At 66.4% G+C, this 17,940-nt stretch carries 13 protein-coding genes; 10 read left to right on the top strand and 3 right to left on the bottom strand.

Annotation, left to right across the window (positions count from 1 at the left end; translation table 11 throughout):
* Nucleotides 1-88 precede the first annotated feature (88 nt).
* The 3 genes from ACRECX_RS00910 (at nt 89) to ACRECX_RS00900 (ending at nt 5,611) form a co-directional block, all read left to right on the top strand.
* Nucleotides 89-1,489 carry a TolC family outer membrane protein gene (locus ACRECX_RS00910; protein WP_431556923.1) on the top strand — a complete coding sequence of 467 codons (1,401 nt, stop codon included), beginning with the start codon at nt 89-91 and terminating at the stop codon, nt 1,487-1,489.
* Between the two features lie 181 nt (nt 1,490-1,670).
* A complete protein-coding gene (locus ACRECX_RS00905) occupies nt 1,671-2,801 on the top strand; it encodes a DUF2497 domain-containing protein (RefSeq protein WP_431556922.1) in 1,131 nt (376 codons plus the stop codon).
* 74 nt (nt 2,802-2,875) lie between these two features.
* A complete protein-coding gene (locus ACRECX_RS00900) occupies nt 2,876-5,611 on the top strand; it encodes a valine--tRNA ligase (RefSeq protein WP_431557014.1) in 2,736 nt (911 codons plus the stop codon).
* Here ACRECX_RS00900 and ACRECX_RS00895 read toward each other — a convergent pair.
* On the bottom strand, nt 5,608-6,396 hold the full coding sequence (locus tag ACRECX_RS00895; RefSeq protein WP_431556921.1) for a hypothetical protein: 789 nt from the start codon (nt 6,394-6,396) through the stop codon (nt 5,608-5,610). The genes ACRECX_RS00900 and ACRECX_RS00895 overlap by 4 nt on opposite strands.
* 344 nt (nt 6,397-6,740) lie before the next feature.
* Here ACRECX_RS00895 and ilvD point away from each other — a divergent pair, with 344 nt between their 5' ends.
* Nucleotides 6,741-8,465, top strand: a complete 1,725-nt coding sequence (ilvD, locus tag ACRECX_RS00890) for a dihydroxy-acid dehydratase (protein ID WP_431556920.1) — start codon at nt 6,741-6,743, stop codon at nt 8,463-8,465.
* A complete protein-coding gene (locus tag ACRECX_RS00885; protein ID WP_431556919.1) occupies nt 8,452-9,459 on the top strand; it encodes a hypothetical protein in 1,008 nt (335 codons plus the stop codon). Before ilvD ends, ACRECX_RS00885 begins: the two co-directional genes overlap by 14 nt.
* Here the strand turns inward: ACRECX_RS00885 and xth are convergent.
* Nucleotides 9,456-10,235 carry an exodeoxyribonuclease III gene (xth, locus tag ACRECX_RS00880; RefSeq protein ID WP_431557013.1) on the bottom strand — a complete coding sequence of 260 codons (780 nt, stop codon included), beginning with the start codon at nt 10,233-10,235 and terminating at the stop codon, nt 9,456-9,458. The two genes, ACRECX_RS00885 and xth, sit on opposite strands and share 4 nt — an antisense overlap.
* A gap of 192 nt (nt 10,236-10,427) precedes the next feature.
* Nucleotides 10,428-10,760: an iron-sulfur cluster insertion protein ErpA gene (gene erpA / locus ACRECX_RS00875; RefSeq protein ID WP_431556918.1), complete on the bottom strand. Its 333-nt coding sequence runs from the start codon at nt 10,758-10,760 to the stop codon at nt 10,428-10,430.
* Nucleotides 10,761-10,813: 53 nt separating this feature from the next.
* Between erpA and ACRECX_RS00870 the strand changes: the two genes are divergently transcribed.
* The 5 genes from ACRECX_RS00870 (at nt 10,814) to ACRECX_RS00850 (ending at nt 17,781) form a co-directional block, all read left to right on the top strand.
* Nucleotides 10,814-12,037, top strand: coding sequence for a deoxyguanosinetriphosphate triphosphohydrolase (locus ACRECX_RS00870; protein WP_431557012.1), 1,224 nt, complete (start codon nt 10,814-10,816; stop codon nt 12,035-12,037).
* Between the two features lie 80 nt (nt 12,038-12,117).
* Complete coding sequence (gene argS / locus ACRECX_RS00865; RefSeq protein ID WP_431556917.1) at nt 12,118-13,878, top strand: arginine--tRNA ligase; 1,761 nt, start codon at nt 12,118-12,120, stop codon at nt 13,876-13,878.
* Nucleotides 13,879-13,914: 36 nt separating this feature from the next.
* A complete protein-coding gene (locus tag ACRECX_RS00860) occupies nt 13,915-15,840 on the top strand; it encodes an SPOR domain-containing protein (protein ID WP_431556916.1) in 1,926 nt (641 codons plus the stop codon).
* A 61-nt stretch (nt 15,841-15,901) separates the two neighbouring features.
* Entirely contained in the window at nt 15,902-16,951 is a 1,050-nt protein-coding gene (gene nagZ, locus ACRECX_RS00855) for a beta-N-acetylhexosaminidase (RefSeq protein WP_431556915.1), read from the top strand.
* Nucleotides 16,948-17,781 (top strand): segregation and condensation protein A, encoded by an 834-nt coding sequence (locus tag ACRECX_RS00850; protein ID WP_431556914.1) that lies wholly within the window; start codon nt 16,948-16,950, stop codon nt 17,779-17,781. Before nagZ ends, ACRECX_RS00850 begins: the two co-directional genes overlap by 4 nt.
* Nucleotides 17,782-17,940 lie beyond the last annotated feature (159 nt).

The raw sequence follows: 17,940 nt of genomic DNA, 5'->3' as shown, positions 1-17,940 counted from the left end.
CAGGAGACTGGAAGTGTCGGGTGTCGTGGGCAGGCGCGACGTGTCGTGCTGCGCAATTGCGTCACGGCTGTGTGGCAGGGCGAGATTTGTGCTTGCTCTGTCTGCGGCCGCGTTTTTGTCTTGCCCGGCTCCGGCCCAGGCCGAGACGCTGGAGCAGGCGCTGGCCGACGCCTATCTCGTCAATCCCGTCCTCAACGCCGAGCGCGCGCGGCTGCGTGCCATCGACGAGCAGGTAGCGCTCGCCAAGTCCGGCTTGCGCCCGTTCGTCGGCGGCACGGCCGACTACAACTACGTCAACCAGAATAGCGAGACGAGCGAGGATCCTTCCGACGTGTTCGGCTTCGGCGAGGGCGGACTCGACTCCGATGGTGTCAACACACCGCACGGCTACGCGGTTCAGCTCTCGCAGCCGCTGTTCCAGGGCTTTCAGAATCTGAACGCCATCCGCCAGGCCAAGGCCGAGGTGCAGGCGCAGCGGGAGATCTTGCGCAATGTGGAGCAGACGGTGCTGCTCGACGCCGCCACCGCCTACGTCAACGTCGTGCGCGATCAGGCCGTGGTCCGCCTGCGCGAAAACGACGTGAGCGTGCTCGCCGAACAGCTTAAAGCCACCCGCGATCGGTTCGATGTGGGCGAGGTGACGCGCACCGACGTGGCACAGGCAGAGGCGCGGCACGCCGAGTCGCTCGCCACCCTTGCCGGAGCGCAGGCGAACCTGAAGGCGAGCCGCGCCGCCTACGAGCAGATCATCGGCCATCCGCCCGGCAATCTCGTCACGCCCCCGTCGATCCAGCATCTTCTGCCCCACACCTTGAATGAGGCGATGACCTTGGGCGACGGCGAGAACCCGCAGATCCTCGCCACCGTCTATAACGAGGAGGCCTCGCTTTACGCCGTCGAGCAGATCATGGGCGAGCTTCTGCCGGAGGTGACACTCGAGGCGGAGTACAGAAAGCGCTTCGACCAGAGCGAGACTATCGAGGAGATCGAGACGACGACGGTGACGGGCCGGGTCAACGTGCCGTTCTATCAAGGAGGCGGCGTCTCCGCGCGCGTCCGCCAAGCCAAGGAGACCAACAATCAGCTGAAGCGCGAGGTCGAGGACGCGCGGCTCCGCGTTCATGCCGACGTCATCGCCAACTGGGGTATCCTCCAGTCCTCCGGCCCGGCCATCGAGTCCGCCGAAGCCGCCGTGGCGGCCAACAAGATCGCGCTCACCGGCGTGCGCGAGGAGGAGAAGGTCGGGCAGCGCACCACCCTCGACGTGCTCGACGCCCAGCGCGAGCTCCTGAACTCGCAGATCGGCCTCGTCTCGGCGCTCCGGGACCGCGTCGTCGCCGAATACTCGCTCTACGCGGCCGTCGGCCGCATGGATGCCCAAACGCTCGGTCTGTCAGTGCCTTATTACGATCCGATCGAGCACTATGACATCGTCAAGAACAAGTGGTTCGGCCTTCGCCCGCCGACGCCCCCCGCGGCCGACAACTGAGCCGGGACAAAAATTGAACCTAAGGGGGGTTTACGCGTTAACCATCGGGGCTATTCTCCCAGGCGGGTCGAGGGCGGGTCGAGACTTGGGTCTTAACATCGTGTTAAGCTATTGATAAGGGTGACCCTGGTGTACACCGCCGGGTGATGTGGCATTTCTTAAGGCGGCAAGGGATCTAGTCATGAGCAGCACCGAGCGCGCTCCTGAACCGACCATGGAGGAAATTCTGGCCTCCATCCGTCGGATAATCACGGACGATGAGACGGGTCAGGCAAGGGCGGCGAAGCCGGCGCACCAAGCCCGTCAGGAAGACGAGAGCCTCGAAGGCGAGGCGGACAATCAGATCATCGACGACATCGCGCGCGTCCTGAGCGGCGGCGGTTCCGCCACGGCGGCCGAGGAGGAGGAAGAAATCCTCGACCTCACGGCCGAGCTTGGCGGGCTTGAAATTGTCGAAGAGGTCGAAGAACTCGAACTGGTCGAGGAAGTTGCCGAGCAGCCTGTGAGCGCGGCGCCTGAACTTCAGACCGAAATTGTGATGTTGGAGGAGGCCGCGCCGGCGGAAGAGACGCCGCCGGTCGAGTTTGTACAGCCGGCGCCTGCGCCGCAGATGGCGACGCCGCCGGCAGCGCCGCCTCAGCCAAAGCTTTCCGCAAGCGAAGAGGCAGCCTCGGCGCTAGAGCGGGCCATCGCCGCGCTCAGGGCAGGGCAGGTTCCCACCTCCACGACACCGCAAGCCGAGCCGTTCAGGTTCCAGGCGGCGCCGCAGCCGGAGCCGATGCCCGCGCCTTCGTTCGAGCCGCAGCCTCCATTTCAGCCGCAGTTCGCGGCGGAGCCCGAGCCTCTGTTCGAGCCGCAGCCCGAGCCGGAGCCCGTGCCCGAGATGCAGGCGGAAGCCGAGGTCGAGGCCGAGCTTGAGCGTGAGGCGCAGCCGGAGCCGGAGGCCGAATTCGAGCTAGTGGAAGTCGAGACCATGGTCGAAGCCGACATCGAGGAGCCCTTGGCGTTGGAGGCGGAGAGCGAGCCCGAGGCGACGCCGTTCTGGCCCGCGCGCTTCTCCCGCGACGAGGACGAGCCTGCCGAGTCGGAGCCCGAATACGAGCCGGAGCCCGAATACGAGCCCGAGCCAGTCGCGGCTCAGGTCAATGGCGGCAACAACCACCACGACGAGCCCAAGACCCTGGAAGACAGCGTCAAGGACATGTTGCGTCCGATGCTGCGCCAATGGCTCGACGAGAACATGCCCCGCATGGTCTCGGCGGCGCTGAAGGATGAGCTTGGTCCCGGGTCCGCCTATCGCCGGCACGACTGAAGCGTCAAACGTTGACAGCGCCGAAGCCGAGAGCGTAGGACGCGCGGCGATACTTGCGCCAACCGCCCGCGTCCATGCTCGACAAGACCTATCAGCCGCAGAACTTTGAAGGCGACGTCTACCGCGCCTGGGAACAGGCGCGCGCCTTCGCCGCCGGTCGCGGCGACCGCGAGACGGCGCGGCCCTTCGCCATCGTCATCCCGCCCCCGAACGTCACCGGCTCGCTCCATATGGGGCACGCCCTCAACAACACCCTGCAGGACGTGCTGCTCCGCTTCGAGCGCATGCGCGGCCGCGACGTGCTGTGGCAACCCGGCACCGACCACGCCGGCATCGCCACGCAAATAGTGGTCGAGCGCCAACTAATGGAGCGGCAGGAGCCGAACCGGCGCGCGCTCGGCCGCGACAAGTTCGTCGCCCGCGTGTGGCAATGGAAAGAGGAGTCGGGCAATACCATCGTCGGCCAGTTGAAGCGCCTCGGCGCGTCCTGCGACTGGTCGCGGCTGAGATTCACCATGGACGAGGGCCTGTCGCGCGCCGTGCGCAAGGTATTCGTCGATCTCTACCACGCCGGCCTCGTTTACAAGGACAAGCGCCTCGTCAATTGGGATCCCGAGCTGCTCACCGCCATCTCCGATCTCGAAGTGGAGCAGATCGAAACCAAGGGCCACCTCTGGCACCTGCGCTATCCCATCGAGGGGATGAAGTTCGATCCAGGCAACCCCTCGACCTACATCGTCGTCGCCACCACGCGGCCAGAGACCATGCTCGGCGATACCGCCGTCGCCGTGCACCCCGACGACGAGCGCTACCAGCACCTGGTCGGCAAGAACGTCGTTCTGCCCTTGGTCGGCCGGCGCATCCCCATCGTCGCCGACGAATATTCCGATCCGGAGAAGGGCTCCGGCGCGGTGAAGATTACGCCCGCCCACGACTTCAACGACTTCGAGGTCGGCAAGCGCCATGGCCTGCCCATGATCAACATCATGGGGCCGGAGGGAAAACTCTTTCTCGATCCCAACCCGGACTTCACACGCGGCGTCGACATGACCCCGCAACTCAAGGCCACGATTCTCGAATTCAACGGCGTGTTCCGCTTCGCCGCGCGCAAGATGCTCGTCCATCAGCTTGAGGCGCAAGGTTACGTCGATAAGATCGAGCCGCACGTCCACGTCGTCCCGCATGGCGACCGCTCCAATGCCGTCATCGAGCCGTTCCTCACCGACCAGTGGTATGTCGACGCGGCGACCCTAGCCAAGCCGGCAATAGAGGCGGTGAAGCGCGGCCGCACCACCTTCGTGCCGAAGAATTGGGAGTCGACCTATTTCCACTGGATGGAGAACATCCAGCCGTGGTGCATCTCGCGCCAGCTGTGGTGGGGTCACCGGATCCCCGCCTGGTACGGGCCCGACGGCCATGTGTTCGTCGCCGAGGACGAGGCAGCGGCAAACGCGCAAGCCAAGGAGCATTACGGCAAGGACGTGGCCCTCAAGCGCGACGAGGACGTGCTCGACACCTGGTTCTCCTCCGCGTTGTGGCCGTTCTCCACCCTCGGCTGGCCGGACAAGACACCGGAGCTTGCCCGCTTTTACCCCACCTCGGTCCTCGTCACCGGCTTCGACATCATCTTCTTCTGGATCGCCCGCATGATGATGCTGGGGCTGCACTTCATGGAAGAGGTGCCGTTCCGCGACGTCTACATCCACGCGCTGGTCCGCGACGAGAAGGGCCAGAAGATGTCGAAGTCAAAGGGCAACGTCATCGACCCGCTCGAGCTGATCGACAGCTACGGCGCCGACGCGCTGCGCTTCACCCTGGCCGCCATGGCCGCGCAAGGCCGCGATATCAAGCTCTCAGGCAGCCGCGTCGAGGGCTACCGCAACTTCGCCACCAAGCTGTGGAACGCCGCGCGCTTCGCCGAGATGAACGAGTGCGTGCCGCGCGCCGATTTCGACCCGGCGTCCGCGCGCCTCACCGTCAACCGGTGGATCGCCGGCGAGGCCGAGCGCACCACCGCTGCCGTCACCGAGGCGCTCGAAGCGTTCCGCTTCAACGAGGCGGCCGGCGCCATCTATCACTTCCTCTGGCACATCTACTGCGACTGGTATCTCGAGCTGATCAAACCGGTCCTGATGGGCGGCGACGAGGCGGCGCGGGCCGAGACCCGCGCCATGGCCGCGCTTGTGCTCGATCGCGCGCTGATGCTGCTGCACCCCTTCATGCCCTTCGTCACCGAGGAGCTGTGGGCGAAGCGGGCGGCCGCCGATACGCCACGCGACAGCCTGCTCATGCTCGCAGCCTGGCCCACCCATAGCGGACTTGAGAACGCGCAAGCCGACGCCGAGATCTCCTGGCTCATCAGGCTCGTGTCGGAGGTGCGCTCGGTGCGGGCGGAGATGAACGTGCCGGCCGCCGCCAAGGTGCCACTCGTCATGGCCAGCGCGAGCGAGACGACCAAGGCGCGCGTCGCCGCCCACGAAGAGACCATCAAGCGTCTCGCGCGGATCGACACGATCGGCTTCGCGGCTGCTCCGCCCACTGGCTCCGTGCAGATCGTGCTCGACGAGGCGACCTTGGCGCTGCCGCTCCAGGGCGTCATCGACATCGGCGCGGAGTCGGCGCGGCTGAAGCGCGAGATCGATAAAGTTGGCTCTGAGATCGCCCAGCTCAGCGCCAAGCTCGCCAACGAGAAATTCGTCTCGCGCGCGCCGGAGCACGTGGTCGAGGAGCAGCGCGAGCGGAAGTCGGAAGCCGAAGCCACTGCCGCCAAGCTCGAGCAGGCGCTGAAGCGCCTCGAAGCCGCGCTTTAGCCGTTGCTGGAAACCCGCGCCTCCCCCTCAAGCTCGGCGATGCGGCGGGCGAACACGATCATGTAGAACAGCAGAAATAGATACATGAAGGTCTCGACGCTCTCGCTCGGCCGCTGCACCAGGGTCTCGCCGTAGACCTTGTTCCATTGGCTCACGCCACGGAAGAACAGCCAGCCCAGCGCAGCCGGCACCAATGCCGCCGCGGGAAGGAACAGCGACCAGCGATTGCGCCGCACGAAGGGAAAGAACCAGGCAGCCAGCGGCACCAATAGGCCGCCGATGAAAATGCCGGCCTGCAAGACCGCACGTGGCTGATGATTGAGCCAGGTGTAGACATTGTGCAGGTTGGTCTCCGCCTGGCGGTTGACCGCGGCCCAGTATTCCGGCGTGTTCCAGTAGAAGAAATGCTGGCCCCAGCTGTGCTCCTCGCCGGCGATATAGATGCACGCGACAGCCGCGAACAGCACGAAGGCGAAAGTCACGGGCCGCCCCCGCATGAACGGCTTGAACAGGAGCCGAAGCGCGATGATCGCCGCCGCCAGCGGAACGAGGAAATGGCCCACCTCGAGAAAGCCGTAGCCCTCCGGCAACACCCATTGCATGTAGAAGTCCGGAGCGAACCCTGCGCTGGCGAGAATGAACGCAGCCATCGCCACGGGAATGCCGAGCCACCACCACGCCTCGTCCCAGCCGGGGTCGCACGAGAACGGCCGGTAAGGCCCCTTCGCCCGCTTCGGATCGGGCAGGGGCGCCTCTGGCACCGCTTCAGGATTCGGCTTCAGCATCAAAGGCCCCGTGGGAAGACCGGCTGTGTAGATGACGTTTTTACGACGAATATCAAGCGGTGGATGCGCCGCAGGCGCCTGAGCCGACAAGATTTTTGGACGTAGCCCGGCAAACCCTATGGAGAATCTTTGCAACTGTAACTAAATTGCAACAGACTGAGGTATTTGCGCCTCGTTTGCGCCATAAAACTTTGGGACATCCGGCCCCAGTTAGAGGAATATTTGGCCACGGAAGACACTCGCAGAGAAAAGCGAGGGGGGGCGGGGCCAGGGAGCGACCGGCTGAGGCGTCTTGAGAGCGGCGGAGGGACCGCCCCTTGAGGCAAGCCCGGCCGGACAGACAGATGGACGCAAAGACGTTCGATAAGTCCCGTCTGCCGAGCAGGCACGTGACGGAAGGGCCATCCCGCGCCCCCCATCGTTCGTACTATTACGCGATGGGGCTGACGCGCGAGCAGATTCATCAGCCCTTTGTCGGCGTTGCCACCTGCTGGAACGAGGCGGCTCCGTGCAACATCGCGCTGATGCGCCAGGCCCAGGCCGTGAAGCAGGGCGTTGCCGCAAGGGAAGGCACGCCGCGCGAATTCTGCACCATCACCGTCACCGACGGCATCGCCATGGGGCACCAGGGCATGAAGTCCTCGCTGCCCTCGCGCGAAGTCATCGCCGATTCTGTCGAGCTCACCATCCGCGGCCATTGCTACGACGCGCTGATCGGCCTCGCCGGCTGCGACAAGTCGCTGCCCGGCATGATGATGGCCATGTGCCGGCTCAACGTGCCGTCGATCTTCATCTATGGCGGCTCGATCCTTCCGGGCTCGTTCAAGGGCCGGCCGGTCACGGTGCAGGATCTGTTCGAGGCGGTCGGCCAGTACTCGGTCGGCAAGATGTCGGCGGAGGATCTTGACGAGCTCGAGCAGGTGGCGTGCCCCTCGGCGGGCGCCTGCGGCGCGCAGTTCACCGCCAACACCATGGCCACGGTGTCCGAGGCCATCGGCCTTGCCCTGCCATACTCGTCCGGCGCGCCCGCGCCTTACGAGATCAGGGACCGGTTTTGCATGACGGCGGGCGAGAAGATCATGGACCTCATCGCGCGCAATATTCGCCCGCGCGACATCGTCACGAGGCAGGCGCTTGAGAACGCCGCCGCCGTCGTCGCCGCCTCCGGCGGCTCCACCAACGCGGCGCTGCACCTGCCGGCCATCGCCCATGAGTGCGGCATCGAGTTCGACTTGTTCGACGTCGCCGATGTCATGAAAAGGACACCTTATATCGCGGATTTGAAACCGGCTGGCCGCTATGTCGCCAAGGATATGTTCGAGGCTGGCGGTGTGCCGCTCCTCATGAAAACCCTGCTCGACCATGGCTACATGCATGGCGACTGCCTCACCGTCACGGGACGCACTATGGCCGACAATCTTGCCAAGGTGGCATGGAACCCGGACCAGGATGTCGTGCGTTCTGCTGACAAGCCGTTGTCGCCCACGGGGGGCGTCGTGGGCTTGAGGGGGACGCTGGCGCCCGATGGCGCCATCGTCAAAGTGGCCGGCATGAAGAACCTGAAATTCCGGGGGCCCGCCCGCTGCTTCGACAGCGAGGAAGCGGCCTTCGCCGCCGTGAGCGCCAAGAAGTACAAGGAAGGCGACGTCATCATCATCCGCTACGAGGGCCCCAAGGGCGGCCCCGGCATGCGCGAGATGCTGTCGACCACGGCGGCGCTGTACGGCCAGGGCATGGGCGACAAGGTGGCGCTCATCACCGACGGGCGCTTCTCTGGCGCCACGCGCGGCTTTTGCGTCGGCCATGTCGGGCCCGAGGCGGCGCTTGGTGGTCCCATCGCGCTCGTGCGCGACGGCGACATGATCGCGCTCGACGCCGATAAGGGCACCATCGATCTCGAGGTCGGCAAGGACGAGTTGGCGGCGCGCGCCAAGGCGTGGAAGGCGCGGCCGGTGCCGTTCAAGAGCGGCTATTTGTGGAAGTACGCGAACGAGGTTGGGCCGGCCCGCACTGGGGCGGTAACCCATCCCGGCGGCGGCGTTGAAGTAGAGTGTTATGCCGATGTTTAGCCCATCAACGATTGGGAGCGCGCTTGCCGCGTTCATTGTGCTGACCCCGGTCGCGGTCGGCGGAGCGGACGAGCCGCCGCCCTACACCTCGGCCACCGAGGCGTATCGCCAGGGCGCGAGCGCGCTCAAGTCGGGCGAGATGGCGACGGCGGTGCCGGCGCTGGAATATGCCGCCAAGCGCGGCGTGCTCGGCGCCCAGCTCAAGCTCGCGCGTCTCTACGCCGCGGGCCGCGACGTGGCGAAGGACGACGCCAAGGCGTTCTACTACTTCCGCGACATCGCCGACCAATATGCCGAGATCCCGTCGTCGAGCCCGATCGCCAAATATGTCGGCGAGGCGTTCGTCGCGCTTGGCCAGTATTACGTCGACGGCATTCCGGCCATGCCGCTCCTGTCGAATCCGGCGTATGCCGCCGGCCTCTTCCGCCAGGCGGGCACGTATTTCGGCAACGCCGAAGCGCAGTATCAGCTCGGGCGACTCTATCTCACAGGTTCGGGCGTGGAGAAGAATGCGACCATCGCCGCGAACTGGCTCGCCATGGCCGCGCGCAAGCAGCACCCCGCCGCGCAAGCCGTGCTCGGCGAGATGCTGTGGCGCGGCGAGGGCGTGATCCAGCGGCCGGCGCGGGGGCTTGCCTTCCTGACCCTTGCCAATGAGAACGCCAAGGTGGGCGGCCCCGCATGGATCGGCGAGATCTATCAGGACGCCTTCGCCCACGCCGACAATACCACCCGCAAGGAGGCCGAGGCCCTGCTGCCGCAGCTGGGCGGTCCCAATCGGGCGGTTGCGACGCCGGCCAAGGTCATTCCGGCCGACCGCGCCGACCCGCCGCTGCCTACACGGGCGATCACCAAGCCTGCTGCCACCCCTCCGGCCTTGTCGGCCGCGGAAGGGCCGAAGCTCGGCCCCGTGGACCTCGTGCCGCCGGCCGCCATGGGCCTCTCCGTCGGCTTCGGCGCGTCGGGCGACGGGCTCGGCGGCCTCGAGCCCTAGAGCGAAAGCTCCACCACAATCGGCACGTGATCCGACGGCTTCTCCCAGCTGCGTGGCGTGGGGTCTATCTCGCACGCGATGAGCCGGTCCGCAGCTTGCGGCGACAACAGTAGATGGTCGATGCGTAAGCCCTGGTTCTTCTGCCAGGCGCCGGCCTGATAATCCCAGAACGTGAAGCGGTGCGGCTCGTCGTGGCAGGCGCGGAAGGCGTCGGTCAAGCCCAGATTGAGCAGCGCCTGGAAGTGCGCGCGCGTCTCCGTGCGGAACAGCGCATCGTCCATCCAGGCGCTCGGATTGTAGACGTCCTCCGGCGCCGGGATGACGTTGAAGTCGCCGGCGACGACCATCGGCTCCTCCAGCGCAAGCAGCGCCTGCGCCCGTTGGCGCAGCCGCGTCATCCATGCGAGCTTGTAGGCGAACTTCTCCGGCGCGCCATTGCCGTTGGGCAGATAGATGTTGACCACGCGCAGCACGCCTGAGGGCACCGAGACGCACGCCTCCAGGTAGCGCGCCTGCGCGTCCTCCGAATCGCCCGCGAGCCCCGGCGTCACGTCGTCGAAGGGGAGCTTCGACAGAAGCGCCACGCCGTTGAAGCCCTTCTGGCCGTGCACGGCGACGTTATAGCCCATCTCCTCGAAGACCTCGCGCGGGAACGCCTCGTCCACGCATTTGATCTCCTGCAGGCAGGCGATATCCGGCGCGTTCGGCTTGAGCCAGGTCGTAGCGGCGTCGATGCGGGCCTTGATGCCGTTGATGTTCCAGGTGGCGATCTTCATGGGTGGAGAGTGTCGTACACCAATAAGGCCCGTCATGCCCGGACATCTCGCGCTCAAGCAGCGAAGCGGTAGCGCAAACCAAATGTGCCGGGCACAAGCAAGCGTAGCCCGGATGGAGCGCAGCGAAATCCGGGAATGATCGATGGGCTGTCCCGGGTTACGCTTCGCTTCACCCGGGCTACGAGCTACGAACTAAATCGAGAAGCTGGTGCCGCAGCCGCAGGACGCGGTGGCGTTCGGGTTGTTGATCTTGAACTGGGCGCCGATCAGCTCGTCGACGAAGTCGATCTCGGCGCCGGCCACGAAATCGGCGGACACGGGATCGACCACGACCTTGGCTCCGTCGCGCTCGATGAGGATGTCGTCCGGCGCGGTCTCCTTGACCAGCTCGAAGCGGTACTGGAAGCCGGAGCAGCCGCCGCCCTCGACGCTGACGCGGAACAGGCGCGCGGCCTGATCGGCCGTGACCAGCTCGACGATGCGCTTGGCGGCGCGCGGGCTTATGGTGACGGACGGTGCGCTCATGTTCGGTGTAGCCAGTTCCTGATCGTTACATAGGACGGCAAAAAGGCTTGTCAATCAACCAACGCCGCAAGGGCCTTGGCGCAACGCTTGAGGCCTGGGAAGGCCCGCCTGGGGGAGGGGGCCTTGCGCCCTACGCCGTGACCGAGGCCGGAAGCCGCGGGCGGCTCCATCCCGAGCCGCCAAGCCCGACCCGCTCGCTTTACGCCCGCGACCGCGACCGCATCCTCCACTCCACCGCCTTCCGCCGGCTCAACTACAAGACCCAGGTGTTCGTCTATCACGAAGGCGACCACTACCGCTCGCGCCTCACCCACAGCCTCGAAGTGGCGCAGATCGCCCGCAGCCTCGCCCGCTCGCTCGGTGTCGATGAGGACCTCACCGAGGCGCTGGCGCTCGCCCACGATCTCGGCCACCCGCCGTTCGGCCATGCCGGCGAGCGGGCGCTGGACGCGGCGATGGCGGACGCCGGCGGTTTCGACCACAACGCCCAGTCCTTGCGCGTCGTCACCCAACTCGAAAAGAAATACGCAAGCTTCGACGGCCTCAACCTCACCTGGGAGACCCTCGAAGGGTTGATCAAGCACAACGGGCCGCTCATCGGCCGCGTGCCGGTGCCGGAGACGGTGCTCGCCTATTGCTTGAAGCAGGATCTCGATCTCGGCACATTCGCCTCGGTCGAAGCCCAGGCCGCCGCGCTCGCCGACGACATCGCCTACAACAACCACGACGTCGACGACGGCTACCGCGCCTCTTGCTTCAGCTTCGCCGAGCTCGCCGAGGTGCCGCTCGCGGGACGCCTCCTCGCCGAAGTCGATCGAATCTATCCGCGCGCCGAGGACCCGCGGCGTCTCTACGAGATGAACCGCCGCCTGATCACGTCGATGATCGACGATGCGGTCGCCGAGACCACGCGGCGGCTCGCTGAACTCACGCCAGGAAGCGCCGACGACGTGCGCCACGCCGGCCGCGCGATGGTGGCGTTTTCCGAGGAGATGCAGGCCGAGCTTGCCGCGCTGCGCGCCTTCCTGTTCGCGCGCGTCTACCGGCACGAGCGGGTCATGCGCATCATGGGTGCGGCCGAAGGCGTCATCGCCGATCTCTTCCGGCGCTATCGCGAGGACCTCGACGCGCTGCCGCCGGAATGGTCCGGGCAGGCGCCGGCCAAGGACGCCCGCGCCTATGCGCGCCACGTCGCCGACTTCATCGCCGGCATGACCGACCGTTACGCGCTCGCCGAGCACCGCCGCCTGTTTGACGCCACCCCTGATTTGCGTTAGTCGCGCCGAAGCATGATCCGGAAAAGCGGGAACCGGTTTTCCGCTAAGATCATGCTCGAAAAAGTCTTCCCGGGGCCTCCATGGACGTTTTTGCAGGGTTCCACGGCCACGTTCTGGCGGCCGTCCAGCAGCTCAAGCATGACGGCGTCGTGCCGCACGAAGCGAGCACCGACGGCATCACATTGGGCGCACCCAAGGACGCAAGCCATGGCGACCTCGCCACCAACGCCGCCATGGTGCTCGCCAAGGCGGCGGGCATGCCGCCACGGGCGCTCGCCGAGCGCCTCGTGCCGCTCATCGCTTCCGACCCTTTCGTCGATAGAGTCGAGATCGCCGGGCCCGGCTTCATCAACCTGACACTCGCCCGTGCCTTCTGGCCGCGCGTGCTGCGCATGGTGCTGGAGCAGGGGGACGCGTATGGGCGGAGCGCCATCGGCAGGGGCGAGGCGGTGAACGTGGAATACGTGTCCGCCAACCCCACAGGCCCGATGCATGTCGGCCATTGCCGCGGCGCCGTGTTCGGCGACGCGCTCGCCAACCTGCTCGCTTTCTCAGGCTATGCCGTCACCCGCGAGTACTATGTCAACGACGCGGGCGCCCAGGTCGATGTGCTCGCCCGCTCGGCGTATCTTCGCTACCGCGAGGCGCTGGGCGAGGACATCGGCGAGATCCCGGCAGGGCTTTATCCCGGCGACTATCTCAAGCCGGTGGGCGCAGCGCTTGCCGCCCATCACGGCGCCTCGCTGCTCGACAAGCCGGAGGCCGAGTGGCTGCCCATCGTGCGCTCTGCGGCGCTGAAAGCCATGCTCGCCATGATCGAGGACGACCTCGCAAGCCTCGGCATCCACCACGACGTGTTTTTCTCCGAGCGGTCCCTCATCGACGGGAGCCATGACGAGGTCGCCGAGACCATCGCCGACCTCGCCGCCAAGGGTCTCATCTACAAGGGCCGTTTGCCGCCGCCCAAGGGCAAGCCCGACGAGGAATGGGAGGACCGCGAGCAGCTCCTGTTCCGCGCCACGGCGTTCGGCGACGACCAGGACCGGCCGCTCGTCAAGTCGGACGGCTCCTACACCTATTTCGCTTCCGACATGGCCTATCACCGCGACAAGTTCAGACGCGGGTTTAAGTCCATGATCGACGTCTGGGGCGCCGACCATAGCGGCCATATCAGGCGCATGCAGGCGGCGCTCGCCGCGCTTACCGGCGGCGAGGCCGATCTCGACGTGAAGATTTGTCAGCTGGTGCGCTTGTTTCGCGCCGGCGAGCCTGTCAAAATGTCCAAACGTGCCGGGACCTTCGTGACCTTGAGGGACGTGGTCGACGAGGTAGGCGCAGGCCCCGTCCGGTTCATGATGCTCTACCGGAAGAACGACGCGCCGCTCGATTTCGACTTCGCCAAAGTCACCGAGCAGTCGCGGGACAACCCGGTGTTTTATGTTCAGTACGCCCATGCAAGGGCGAGCTCGATTCTGCGTAATGTGCGTGACACGTTTTCGGACCTCGGCGTCGAGGAGGTTGCGTTGGCAGGGGCCGATCTGGACCGGTTGGACGACGAGGGCGAGATCGCCCTGATCCGCAGGATCGCGCAGTTCCCCCGTATTGTGGAGGGTGCGGCGCAAGCTCATGAGCCGCATCGCCTCGGGTTCTATCTTTACGATCTTGCCGGAGACCTTCACGGCCTCTGGAACCGAGGCAAAGACTTGCCACAATTACGTTTTATTTACGAAAGTGACCGAGAGTTAACGCGTGCTCGTGTAGCGCTTGTGACTGCCACAAAGCGTGTTTTGGCGTTAGGGTTGGGGATCCTCGGGGTTCAAGCCATGCACGAGTTGCACTAGCCAGCCAGGGGCAGGGGTGGTTCGAGGGAAGTTGCCATGTCCACGCACAATAGCGGGCTCGGCGTGAAAGCCGGTCGGCCGCCTGAATACGACACGGATTTTGCCGATAGGCAGAACGCGGGCAACGCCCCGGGCGGCCAGCCCTGGCGCGTGGGCGCGGCAAACACGCAAACCAGTGAGGGGTCTTTCATGGGTCAAGGAGCGGGTCGGCCAGGACAGCCAAATAGCGGGCAGCGCTCGATTTTCGGAACCGGGGGACCGGCCTTTACACAAATGCCGACCTATACGCCGGTGACTCGCGCTCCAGAGCCGCCGCAAAGCCCGCCGCAGCCCTCTTACGCGCCGCCGCAGCCGGCGCCACAGCCGCAGTCAAGACCGCAGCCGCATCAGCCTGCGCCCGCCATGCCGAGCCCCCAAGCCGCTGCGCCGCGGCCACAACCACGGCCCGCACCGCAGCCCGCGCCGAGCTACCAGACCCAACCGCATCAGCCGCAGAGCTTCACCGGCCATCAACCCTATCAGCCCCCGCAGACCTATCCGGCCCCGGGCTATGGGCATGGCCTTCCGAACCAGGGCTACGCGGACGCCGGCATCCCCGACTTGAGCAACGCCGATCCCGGCTTCCCGGAGTCGATCTTCCCCGACTTCAACACCGCCGGCACGAGCTATGCCGACGAGCCGACCTTTGCCGATCAAGGCGCGGCCGATCAGAGCTACACGAGCTTTGCCGACGAGGGGGGCGATGCGAGCTTCCCGGAGTCGCAGTTCACCGCGGGCACCGAATTCGGGTCCGCTCCCGCCGGCGCTCACTTCGAGACATCAAACGACGGCATGACACCTGGCTTCGCCATGCAGCCACACATGCCGCAGCCGCAAGTGCCGCAAAGCGACCCGCGCCGCCAGCTCCAGGCCTTCGACGCCGTCTACGACCAGCCGCCACAAATCGCGCTCGGCGGACCCGATATGCCGCGCCCGGCGCAGGAGTTCTTCGAGGCGGACCGAAGCGATGCCGATTTCCTCGACGAGAGTCAGGTTCTGCCTCCGCCCACCGCCCGCTCCAAGATGGGCATGACCTTAAGGGGGCGGAGCGCCTTCATGGTGGGCAGCGCGCTTCTCGGCGCCATCGCCCTCGGTGGCGCTCTTGCCTTCGCCTACAAGCAGAGCGGCGGGGGCATGGGCAGCGAGCAGACGCCCGTCGTGCAGGCTGACGCGACCCCCGTGAAGGAAGCCCCGAACGAGCCCGGCGGCAAGGAATTTCCTCACAAGAACAAGCTGATATACGATCGCTTGAGCAACGCCGATGAGCCGGAATCCGAGCGCCTCGTGCCGCGGCAGGAGGATGTAGCGGTTCCGGCCTTGCCGCCATCGGCGGAGACCGGCGGTCTTCCGGCCCCCGTCGCCACCACCGATCTCGCCAGCCCCGACACCACTCAGGCAGTCGCCACCGGCGAAGACGCCGAGGGCGGTCCTCGCAAGGTGAAGACCCTGCGCGTGCTTCCCGACGGCTCGGTCGAGGCGCCGCCTGCGGTCGAGATGGCCGCTGCCGGCGCAGCCGCTCCGGCCGCCGAGGCTGCACCGGCCGACGCCACCGCTGCTGCGCCGGCGGAGGCTCAGGCTTCGCTCGCCGTGCCGCCGGCAGCTCCGGCTGAGGCAGCGCCAGCGCCAGCGCCGCAACAAATCGCTGCCGCCGTTCCTGCGCCCGCGCCGGCCGCTCCATCGAAATATGTCGTTCAGGTCGGCGCGCATAAGAGCCAGACCGAGGCCCTCGCCATCTACGCCGACATCCAGCAGAAGAACCCGGCGCTGCTCGGCAACTATCCGCCGATCGTGCAGAAGGCCGCTGTGCAAAGCGGCACGATGTATCGCTTGCGCGTCGGCCCGATGGACGACAAGAGCGCCGCCGATAAGCTGTGTGGCCAGTTGAAGGCCCAAGGCACGGACTGCTTCGTCGTGGCGCAGTGATCTGGCGGGCGAAAGGCTCGCTCTCTTGACGGGGACCTCCTGGGCGGCTAGCCCCCCGGGCGTGGATCTCAAGGCCTTCATCCCGAGTTGCGCCGGCACGCACCTCTCCTATGACGAGCGCGCATTTTTCGCGCGCGAACGGCCCTGCGGCCTCATCCTGTTTGCGCGCAATTGCCAAAGCCCGGACCAGATCCGCGCGCTCGTCGCTTCCTTCAAGGAGGCGCTCGGGAGCGACGAGGTGCTTGTCCTGGTCGATCAGGAGGGCGGCCGCGTGCAGCGCTTACGCCCGCCGCATTGGCGCAACATGCCCCCCGCGCGCTGCTACGGCGATCTCTACGACACCGACCCCGAGGCGGCGAAGCGCGCCGCCTTTGCCGGCGCGCGCCTGATGGCCGCGGAGCTTTACGCCATCGGCATCAACGTGAATTGCACGCCGTGCCTCGACGTGCCCCAGCCCGGCGCGCACGACATCATCGGCGACCGCGCCTTTTCGCCCGATCCGGACGTCATCATTGCCCTTGGCCGCGCCGTGATGGAGGGCACGCTCGCCGGTGGCGTGCTCCCGGTCATCAAGCATGTGCCAGGCCATGGCCGCGCCCTCGCCGACAGCCATCTCGCCCTGCCGCGGATCGACGCCTCTGAGGCCGAGCTTGAGGCGGTGGATTTCCGGCCGTTCCGGGCCTTGCGCGACGCGCCGCTCGCCATGACGGCCCACGTTTTGCTGCCCGCGTTCGATGAGCGGCGACCGGCGACCGTCTCGCCCGCTATAATGGGCAAAGTGATTCGTGATTCCATAGGGTTGACCGGGCTCGTGATGAGCGACGATATCGGCATGCAGGCCCTTGGCGGGCCTTACGCGGAGCGCACAAGCGCCGTGATCGCGGCGGGCTGCGATGTGGTGCTTCATTGCAGCGGCCGCTTGCTCGAGATGATCGAGGTGGCTGGCGCGGCGCCGCCGCTCGACGGGCTCGCGGGCGAGCGTTTCGCGCACGCACGGGCCGCCTTTCGGGAGCCACAACCCTTTGATAAGGAAGAGGCATTGGCCCTGGTGACGGAGGCCGCGGCGACCCGCGTGGCGAGCCTCGGCAAGGACCCGACGGTGCAGGCATGAGCGACAGCGAAACACCGGTGAGCGACGATCCGCACGACGACGACGTGCCCTCCGATTGGGAGAGCGGCGACGAGCGCCTAGAACTCGGCCCTGGCGACCGGCTCGTGGTCGACGTCGAGGGCTTCGAAGGCCCGCTCGACCTTCTGCTTGCGCTCGCCCGCACCCAGAAGGTCGATCTCGCCAAGATCTCGGTGCTGGCACTCGCCCAGCAATATCTCGAATTCATTGCCGAGGCGCGCCGCCTCCGGCTGGAGATCGCCGCCGACTATCTCGTCATGGCGGCGTGGCTCGCTTTCCTCAAGTCGAAGCTCCTGCTGCCGGCCGAGCCGAGCGAGGAGGGCGAGCCGACCGGCGCGGAGCTTGCCGCGCTGCTCGCCTTCCGGCTGAAGCGCCTCGGCGCCATGCGCGACGCCGCGGCGCAGCTCATGACGCGCAAGCGGCTCGGCCGCGACGTGTTTTCGCGCGGCCTTCCCGAGCCGATCCGCATCACGAAGAACAGTGTCTACGAGGCCAATGTCTACGATCTGCTCAAGGCCTATTCGCAGCAGCGCCAGCGCACCGCGACGCGCACGCTCCACATGGAGAAGCGCACGGTGTGGTCGCTAAAGGAGGCGCGCGATGAGCTTGAGCGGCTGCTCGGCATCTCTTGCGACTGGGCGCCGCTCGATCGGCTGCTCGCCGAGTTTCTGGTCGATCCCGAGCTCAGGAAGACCGCGCTCGCCTCGAGCTTCACCGCCACCTTGGAGATGACGCGCGAAGGCGCGCTCGAGATCCGCCAGTCGAAGAGTTTCGCGCCGCTGCTGGTCCGCCGTCGCGGCAAGGCGGCGTAGGGGGCCGCGTAGCACACTTAACGAGGGGCCATCATGCCGAGACCCAAAATTTCGCCATCGAAGCTTGATCGGAATACGCCGGAGCAGGAGCGGGAACGGCCACGAGCAAAGCCGGCCTTGACCGCGCTGCTGTCCGATATATCGAAGATGTCGGAGGAT

The organism is Methyloceanibacter sp., from assembly GCF_050726195.1.
Taxonomy (GTDB): Bacteria; Pseudomonadota; Alphaproteobacteria; order Rhizobiales; family Methyloligellaceae; genus Methyloceanibacter.
Note: the sequence above shows the minus strand (reverse complement) of the source record. Positions and strands in the feature narration are given on the sequence as shown.